This window comes from Sporomusa sp., from assembly GCF_057736855.1.
Map to the genome: position 1 here is coordinate 1 of NZ_JBYKYF010000118.1, position 8,877 is coordinate 8,877.

Consider the following 8,877-nt stretch of genomic DNA (forward strand, 5'->3'; position numbering starts at 1 on the left):
GGAGTTATTTAATAAAAATGAAGCGGTTGATTTGGTAACCGTCGTGGAAGTGTTACGCCGGGACGAAAAGCTAGAAAGTGCTGGCGGAATTGCCTATGTAACTGCGTTAGCTAACAGTGTGCCGACAGCCGCTAATGTTGTGTACCATGCTAGGATTGTAGAAGAAAAAGCCTTATTACGCCAGCTTATTAATACGGCAACCCAGGTGGCTAGTATGGGTTATGAAGCAAATGAAGAAGTATCCGTAATCATGGACAAAGCCGAGAAAATGATTCTGGAAGTCTCAAATCGCAAAGTGGGACAGGAATTTGCTTCGATTAAAAATATCATTTTTGACGTATTTGATAAAGTCTCGGAACTGTATTCTTCCAAAGGCGGGATCACCGGTTTGCCAACCGGCTTTAAAGACTTAGATAAGCTGACTTCAGGCCTGCAGCCTTCTGATCTTATTTTGATTGCTGCACGTCCCAGTATGGGGAAAACAGCATTTGTACTTAATATTGCCCAGCATATCGCCATTAAGGAAAAGAAAGCAGTTGCGTTTTTTAGTCTTGAGATGTCGAAAGAGCAGTTAGTACAGCGGATGCTGTGTGCGGAAGCTCCGATTGATGCGCAGCGTCTTAGAATCGGGGAATTAGAAAACAGTGACTGGGACAAGCTGGTACGCGCTGCCGACCGTTTGGCGGCTGCCCCCATTTTTATTGATGATACCGCCGGTATCTCGGTTATGGAGATGCGTTCTAAAGCCCGCCGGCTCAAAATTGAGCATGATTTACAGCTTATTATTATCGACTATCTCCAGCTTATGCAGGGAAGCTCAGGTGGCTCCCGCAGTGAAAACCGTCAACAGGAAATTTCCGAAATTTCTCGGTCGCTAAAAGCTTTGGCCCGTGAACTTAAAGTACCTGTCATTGCCCTATCCCAGCTTAGTCGTAGTGTTGAATCCCGTCAGGTTAAGAAACCTATGCTCAGTGACCTTAGAGAATCCGGTTCGCTTGAGCAGGATGCTGATATTGTTGCTTTTATTTACCGGGAAGATTATTACGAACCTGACACCGAACGGAAAAATATCACAGATATTATTGTAGCAAAACACCGTAACGGTCCTGTTGACAGTGTCCAACTATTCTTTCATAAACAGTTTACTAAATTTAGTGATTTATCAAGAATGCCGGGGTAGAATTACTATTAAAGGAGCAGCAGGCGTGCTCATAGCCACTGCTCCTTTGTTAGTTTGCAACTCTCAGATCTGTTTTTGTCCTGCCGATAAGGCAGTTTTCTTTTCGCCTGCGCATTTGCATTGGGTGAGTGATACAATCATATAACGTGTGAGCATCATTGCAATATGCTACACTATCTGTACAAAAATTGACAGACTGGTGTACAATTTTGTACATTATGACGAAAAATTGCAGACCACCTGCTTGACAAATACTGATAAAATGGCCCAAAATAAGTTGGCATGAATTTTGCATGTAATGAAAAAAGAGAATATAAAAATTTATTAGTCAATTTATGAGCGGTATTTTGGATAAATAAAATTGAAATAACAAGGAGTAGGTAGGATGCTGTCAGTGTGCTTTCATAATGACGGAAGAATTAATAATGAAGAGTTTGAAAAAATAGTAGCTCAATATAATAAAATAATCCTACGCTATGTGAAAATTTACTATTTACCTGGTGGTGACTACCGCGATATGTACCAATGGGGATTAATTGGCTTGTATAAGGCCGTTCGCTATTATGATGAAGAACGTGGAAAATCCTTTCGTCTGATTGCCGAGTTGAATATAAAAAATACTATTAAATCAGCAGTTACCATGCATAATCGTAAAAAGCACTATATTCTAAATGAGGCCGTTTCATTAAGTACCATAACTGAGTCCCCTAACACCAACAGTCAATTAGAGGCACAGGGTATGCTGAATAAAAATTCTTCTGATGACCCTATTGACGTGATTATTGAAAAAGAGACAGTCACTAAGATTTATGATAAAATGGCAAATATTTTGTCACGGTTGGAGAAAAAAGTGATTGAGCTGTATATAGAAGGATATAAACAACGGGAAATTGCACAGCTTCTGAATTTGCAGGAAAAGGTGGTTGATAATGCTGTCCAAAGAGCGCGCAAGAAGATGGCATTACACCTTGGCGAATGGAGAAGTTTCTGTAAAAAGTCAAATACTTCGAATCGAGTACGATCTAGACTGCTTAGTGCTACCGTTTAACTCGATGATTATTTATGGGGTAAGCCATTCTGAGCCTCTTGGATATGAAAAAGAGCTTGGAATGGCTTACCTTTGTTTTGTCCGTCTGCTTTACGCAGGTATGATCGTTACGGTAGAATTAAAGGTAGGATTATTGTGGCATTGGAGGAGCGGTCATGGATAGTAGAAAACAGGCTCTTATCACCCATGACAAGGGGTTGCATGCCCGGGTGGCAGCTATGATCGTACAAAAGTCATGTGAAATTGAAGCTAGAAGAAAAGTCCAGTTGTATTTCCGGCGTCCAGATGGCGCGCCTGTTCCGGCAAACAGTATGATGCCACTGCTATCCTTGCGTGTCAAGCAGGGGGATTGTTTGTGGGTAGAAGCGGAGGGATTGGCAGCCGAGGAAGCGGCTGCTGAAATGGCCGAATTCTTAGAAAGCGATTTTTTGCCAACCGATGCGGCTACTATGAATCAGGTGGATAATGTACTGCAGGATAATGTGTTAACAGCTGAGCAGATTTTTGCCAGCATGGCTAACGGTCTGATTGTTACGGATGAACATGATGTGATTACCATCTTTAATCCGGCGGCTGAGCGTATTTTGGGTATTCCGGCTTCCCAGGCCATTGGCAATAAAGCACAATCAATGATTCCCGGATCACGGCTGCATATCATTGCTAAGACCAAAGAGGCGGAAATTGGATGCCGCCAGTCTATCGGTTCGAAAACCATCCTAACTAACCGAACTCCGATTATTGTCGATGGGCAAATGCGGGGTACGATGGCTATTTTTGAGGATATATCGGTTTTGGAAGCAGTGACTGGTCAGCTAAAAGCTGTGAAAGAACTTAAAGAACGATTACAGTTGGTGTTGGAATCGGTGCAAGACGGTATTTGTGTAGTTGACCGGGCTGGTTACATAACTTACGCTAATCCTGCATATGTTGAGCTGGTACAGCAACCACTTGAAACCCTGATCGGCCAAAATGTCCACAATATTTCGCCAAACGGTGTGCGCAGCCGGGTACTGACCACAGCACAGCCTGCTGTTGGACAGATTATAGAGAAAGCAAATGGGGTGACGCTGGTAGCCAATGTCAGTCCAATTCTGGTAGACGGCGAGCTCACCGGGGCAGTATCGGTTATTAAAAGTGTCAATGAAGTACATAAACTCATCGATAAATTGAATTTAATGTCTGCCAAAGCTGAATATTTGGAACAGGAACTGCGGCGGACCAAAAAGCCAGGACCATCTTTTGAAACGTTTATTGGACAGAGTGGCAAAGTCCGTGAGGCTTTGGCCATTGCCGCTAAAGCGGCTGCCAGTAAAACTACTGTTTTAATTTCTGGGGAAAGTGGCACCGGTAAGGAATTGGTAGCCGAAGGGATTCATTATGCCAGTTGCCGTGCCTCAGGGCCGCTGATTAAAGTCAACTGTGCGGCTATTCCCGATAATTTGCTGGAAAGTGAGCTATTTGGCCATGAAAAAGGTGCTTTTACTGGTGCGGTTCGTCAAAAGCCTGGTAAGTTTAGTCTGGCTGATAAGGGAACGATTTTCCTCGATGAAATTGGTGAGCTTAATAAGAGTATGCAGGCTAAATTGCTTAGAGTCTTGCAGCAAAAAGAGTTTACCCGGGTAGGCGGTGAAACCGTGATCAAGGTGGATGTCCGAATCATTGCCGCTACCAACCGCAATCTACGGCAAATGGTGGCAGATGGGGAATTCCGGGAAGATTTGTATTATCGGCTCAATGTTATACCCATTCTTCTGCCGCCGCTACGGGAGCGAGTAGAAGATATACCGCTCTTGGTAGACTACTTTTTACAGAAAATAAGTGTCGAACAAGGTAAAATTATTTCCGGAATTTCCAGGGAAGCCCTTGCTGGTCTGATGGCATATCACTGGCCAGGGAATGTACGGGAACTGGAAAATGTTCTTGAGCGGATGGTTACCCTTGCCGACAGCAAGGTATTAACAGTCGCAGATTTACCTTTATATCTTAGAGAAAGCACTGAGCAAGCTGCTAATGTATCTGCAGCTAGTCATAGTCTGTGGCCTGTTTCTCCTGGGGATGAAACCATCTTGTCATGGGCGGAATATGAGAAAGAAATTATAAGCAGAGCATTGGCTAAATACGGAAGTTTTAATGCCGCAGCCAAAGTGCTGGGCTTGACGCATAAAACGGTAGCAGCCAAGGCTAGAAAGTATGGGATTGTCAAAACGGTATCTTGATAAAAAATGGTCAAATTGGTAAAAAGTATCAATGCCAATCTGAAAAACTGATAATTTTGTACAAGAGCGCCATGCTTATTATGGTGCTTTTGTTTGTTTTGTGAGTCTTGCCTCCTTATAATTCAGGAGTATGTCGATTACTATGGTCAGTAACTAATTTTGGCATATTTTTTGCATTAATTGGGAGTAGCTGCTGATAAAAGGACAAATAGTAATCATGAGGAGGCGTAAGGAATGAAAAAGGTCATTAACAATGCAGAGCAAGTGGTTGAGGAAATGCTGCAAGGGGCCGTATTGGCACATCCCCAGTATTTGAAGCGGGTAGAAGACTTTAACGTATTGGTGCGGGCCAATTCACCGGTAAAGGGGAAAGTGGCTTTGGTGTCTGGGGGCGGCAGTGGCCACGAGCCTGCTCATGCCGGATATGTTGGACGCGGGATGCTCGATGGGGCTATTGCGGGCGCGGTATTTACTTCGCCTACACCTGACCAGGTATATGAAGCCATTAAGGCTGTTGATGGCGGCAAAGGGGTACTGTTAATTATAAAAAATTATACTGGCGATGTTATGAATTTTGAAATGGCGGCCGAAATGGCGGAGGCTGATGGGATTGCTGTTGCCAAAGTCGTTGTTAATGATGACGTAGCTGTAGAAAACAGTACTTGGACTACTGGCCGACGCGGCATTGCCGGTACTATATTTGTCCATAAGATTGCAGGAGCCAAGGCTGAGACTGGGGCAGATCTGGCTGAGGTGCAAAAAGTGGCTGAAAAGGTCATTGCTCATGTTCGTTCCATGGGAATGGCGCTATCGCCTTGTATTGTTCCGGCTGCCGGCAAACCTAGTTTCACCTTGGCTGATAACGAAGTGGAAATTGGGATGGGGATTCATGGAGAGCCAGGAACCCATCGCGAGAATATCCGCACGGCTGATGAAATTACCGAGCATCTGGTCAATAAGATTTTGAATGATATAGCGGTAAGTGCTGGAGATGAAGTTGCGGTAATGATCAACGGGCTGGGCGGAACACCGCTTATGGAGCTATATATCGTTAACCGCAAGGTCGCAGCCATGCTTACCGAGAAAAATATAAAAATTGCTAAAACGTATGTGGGCAACTACATGACATCTTTGGAAATGACTGGTTTTTCCGTTACCGTATTAAAGCTGGATGACGAGCTCAAAGAGTTGCTGTTAGCGCCAGCAGATACACCGGCACTTGTACAATTCTAAGCAGAGAAAAGGAGTTTATTATGGCAAATGTAATTGCGGCAATTTCAGCTTTGGCTGACGTAATCATTGCAAATAAAGAAAAACTAACTGAATTGGATGCAGTCATTGGTGATGCGGACCATGGAATTAATATGGCGCGTGGTTTTGAAGCTGTGCGCGGTAAGCTTTCTACCGCCAATCCGGAGGATATGGGCAGTGTACTTAAAATGACTGGCATGACTCTGATATCCACGGTAGGTGGTGCTTCCGGGCCGTTGTATGGGACTGCCTTTATGCGGGCTGGCGCTGTTTTGCAGGGCAAATCCACGCTGGATGTTGATACGATAGCAGCCATGTTTAAGGCTGTTATTGACGGGGTTAAAGAACGCGGAAAAGCCGTCCGTGGCGAAAAAACCATGCTGGATGCACTTGAGCCGGCATATGAAGCTTTTACACAAGCTATGGCCGAAGGCAAGAATTTGGTGCAATGTTTGGAGTTGGCTACAGAAGCTGCAGCCAACGGCGTGGAATACACCAAAACCATTGTGGCGACCAAAGGGCGGGCCAGCTATTTGGGGGAACGCAGTCTCGGACATCAGGATGCTGGTGCAACTTCTTCCTATCTAATGCTTAAGGCTCTTACTACTTTTGCCAAACAGCAATATCAGGAGGCTAGGTAGATGGTAGGAATTGTTGTAGTTTCGCACAGCGCCAAAATTGCTGAAGGCATATGCGAACTGGCCAGCCAAATGGCAGTTTCCGGGCAGAAGCTGATAGCTGCCGGTGGCATGTCTGACGGCAGTATCGGTACCGATGCCTTAAAAATCCGGGCAGCCATCGAAACCGCCGATACTGGTGACGGCGTATTGCTCATGGTTGACTTGGGCAGCGCTGTTATTAGTGCCGAATTGGCTATAGATATGCTTGATGAAGAGGCGAAATCCCGAGTAGCCATTGCCGATGCACCTATTTTGGAAGGAACCATTGCGGCTACCGTTGATGCTTCTACTGGTCAGTCGCTGGCTGGTGTGCTGGCTACGGCTGAAGCGGCCAGAAACTTAAAAAAAGTTCTGAGCGTATTTATCAGATAACTTTAGATCCAGATTCGAACAAGAAAAAACCCTTAACTATTTGGAGGAATATATATGACCCAAATTGAGTTGGTGCTAAAAAATTCAGCCGGACTGCACGCTAGGCCTGCTGCGCAGCTTGTTCAGAAGGCGTCGGCCTTTGCCAGTAAAGTAACCATCCAGAGCGGAGAAAAAACAGCTGATGCCAAAAGTATTTTGTCGGTAATGAGTTTGGGGCTGAGGCAGGGAGCTACATTTACGCTGCTGGTCGATGGTCCGGATGAGGCAGAATGTGTGGCCGCATTGCAGGCACTGGTTGACAATAATTTTGGTGAGGGTTAGACCATGAAAGAGATGGTAAAGGGCATCGGGGTAGTGTCCGGGATTGCGATTGCGCCAGTTAAAGTATTATCAGGTGACTGGATGGGCCAATTGACAGCATATAGCAAAGGTACACCTGAAGTCGAGGCTGAAAAAATCGCTGAGGTCATAAAAACGGCTGCTGCTGAAATTTTGCAGGTAAAAGAGATAGCTCAAGCGGAAGGAAAAACAACTCAGGCAGATATTATGCAAGCGCATCATGCCATGGTTAATGATCCGGGGCTGGCTGTCAAAATATCTGAAAAAGTCGGGCAGGGCATAGCCGCACCGCAGGCCGTGCTGGAAGCAACAGAAGAGTTTGCTGTTATGTTTGAGGCTATGTCTGATCCGTATTTACAGGAGCGGGCTGTTGATGTGCGGGACATAGGCCGGAGGCTGGTACGATTGTTGCTGGGGGTAAGTCATATTGAGTACGGACATAAGTCAGTGATCGTGTGTGCCCAAGAGATTGAGCCCTCAGTAGCTGCCAGCATGCCTGATCAAGTATGCGGCATACTATTAGGACAGGGCAGCACTACCTCGCATACAGTAATTATCGCTAAAGCACGGGGAATACCAACTATCACTGGTTTGGGCGAGGTAATAGACCGCATTTCCAATGGTACTGCCGTTATCATGGATGGTAGTACCGGGCAAGTCATTGTCGAGCCGTCGGCAGACCAGGTGGCGGAGTATCGCAGTAAAGCTGAAGCCGAAGCCGCCAGAAAACGTCAGGATAACAATCTGGCGGCTTTACCTGCGGTTACCCTTGGCGGCAGAAAGCTGCAACTAGCAGCCAATATTGGCTCGCTGGCCGATATGCCGGCTGCACTTATGCAAGGCGCCGAGGGGGTTGGCTTATTTCGAAGTGAGTTTTTGTTTTTGGGGCGTGATACCCCGCCTACGGAGGAAGAACAATTTGCTGCTTATAAAGAAGTGGCAGTTCAGTGCGGCAAGCAGTTATGCATTATCCGGACTATGGATATCGGCGGTGATAAACCTCTACACTATTTACAGATAGCTAAAGAAGAAAATCCGTTTCTGGGCTGGCGGGCGATTCGAATCAGCCTGAAGCGGCAAGAGTTGTTTATCACTCAGCTAAAAGCCATTTTACGGGCAGGTGCTTTTGGACATGTGGCCATTATGCTGCCCATGATTATCAGTGCAGCCGAAATTGCTGCAGCCAAGGCATGTATAAAACAGGCAGCCGCTGAGCTTACCGCCGAAGGCAAACCGTTTGCTCCCCATGTACCGTTAGGTATTATGATCGAAACCCCGGCGGCGGCTATTACTGCCAGAGAACTAGCGTCAGAGTGTGACTTCTTTAGCATTGGTACAAATGACTTGGTCCAGTATACCCTGGCAGTTGACCGCGGCAATCCCGCAGTTAGCTCATTGTACAGTCATTTTCATCCGGCAGTTCTCAGGCTTATTCACTCAGTTGTCCAAGCCGGACATGAGCAAGGAATCTGGGTCGGTATCTGCGGCGAAATGGCAGGAGATCCATTGGCGGCACCGCTCTTAGCGGCCATGGGACTGGATGAACTTAGCATGAGTGCTTCCTCGATTCCCAGGGTGAAAGAAGTAATCCGGGCACTCAATGACCAGCAAATCGAGGAATTGCTGGCTACTGCTCTTAGTCTCAAAGATGCCGATGATATCCGTGTGCTTATGGAAAATTTTATTAACGGCAACACGTAAAAACTAAGACAGCCTGCGTGTATTAGCAGGCTGTCCAGGCTGTCGACAAAGTATTGTCGATAGCCTTTTTATTTATTATGATCATCTGTC

The 8,877-nt window shown here is 45.8% G+C and carries 8 protein-coding genes; all 8 read left to right on the forward strand.

The annotated features are described in order from the left end of the window. A partial coding sequence (dnaB, locus tag AC29Z1_RS09295; RefSeq protein ID WP_488271181.1) for a replicative DNA helicase occupies positions 1-1,180 on the forward strand: 1,180 nt, incomplete at its 5' end. A gap of 385 nt (positions 1,181-1,565) precedes the next feature. Then, positions 1,566-2,228, forward strand: coding sequence for a sigma-70 family RNA polymerase sigma factor (locus tag AC29Z1_RS09300; protein WP_488271182.1), 663 nt, complete (start codon positions 1,566-1,568; stop codon positions 2,226-2,228). A 155-nt stretch (positions 2,229-2,383) separates the two neighbouring features. After that, complete coding sequence (locus tag AC29Z1_RS09305) at positions 2,384-4,444, forward strand: sigma 54-interacting transcriptional regulator (RefSeq protein WP_488271183.1); 2,061 nt, start codon at positions 2,384-2,386, stop codon at positions 4,442-4,444. A gap of 234 nt (positions 4,445-4,678) precedes the next feature. Then, positions 4,679-5,677: a dihydroxyacetone kinase subunit DhaK gene (dhaK, locus tag AC29Z1_RS09310; protein ID WP_488271184.1), complete on the forward strand. Its 999-nt coding sequence runs from the start codon at positions 4,679-4,681 to the stop codon at positions 5,675-5,677. 17 nt (positions 5,678-5,694) lie between these two features. After that, positions 5,695-6,336: a dihydroxyacetone kinase subunit DhaL gene (gene dhaL, locus AC29Z1_RS09315; RefSeq protein WP_488271188.1), complete on the forward strand. Its 642-nt coding sequence runs from the start codon at positions 5,695-5,697 to the stop codon at positions 6,334-6,336. Then, positions 6,337-6,747, forward strand: coding sequence for a dihydroxyacetone kinase phosphoryl donor subunit DhaM (gene dhaM, locus AC29Z1_RS09320; RefSeq protein WP_488271185.1), 411 nt, complete (start codon positions 6,337-6,339; stop codon positions 6,745-6,747). It abuts the gene before it with no gap. Positions 6,748-6,801: 54 nt separating this feature from the next. Further along, complete coding sequence (locus AC29Z1_RS09325) at positions 6,802-7,068, forward strand: HPr family phosphocarrier protein (protein WP_488271186.1); 267 nt, start codon at positions 6,802-6,804, stop codon at positions 7,066-7,068. 3 nt (positions 7,069-7,071) lie between these two features. Then, positions 7,072-8,787: a phosphoenolpyruvate--protein phosphotransferase gene (gene ptsP / locus AC29Z1_RS09330; RefSeq protein ID WP_488271187.1), complete on the forward strand. Its 1,716-nt coding sequence runs from the start codon at positions 7,072-7,074 to the stop codon at positions 8,785-8,787. Positions 8,788-8,877: the final 90 nt, after the last annotated feature.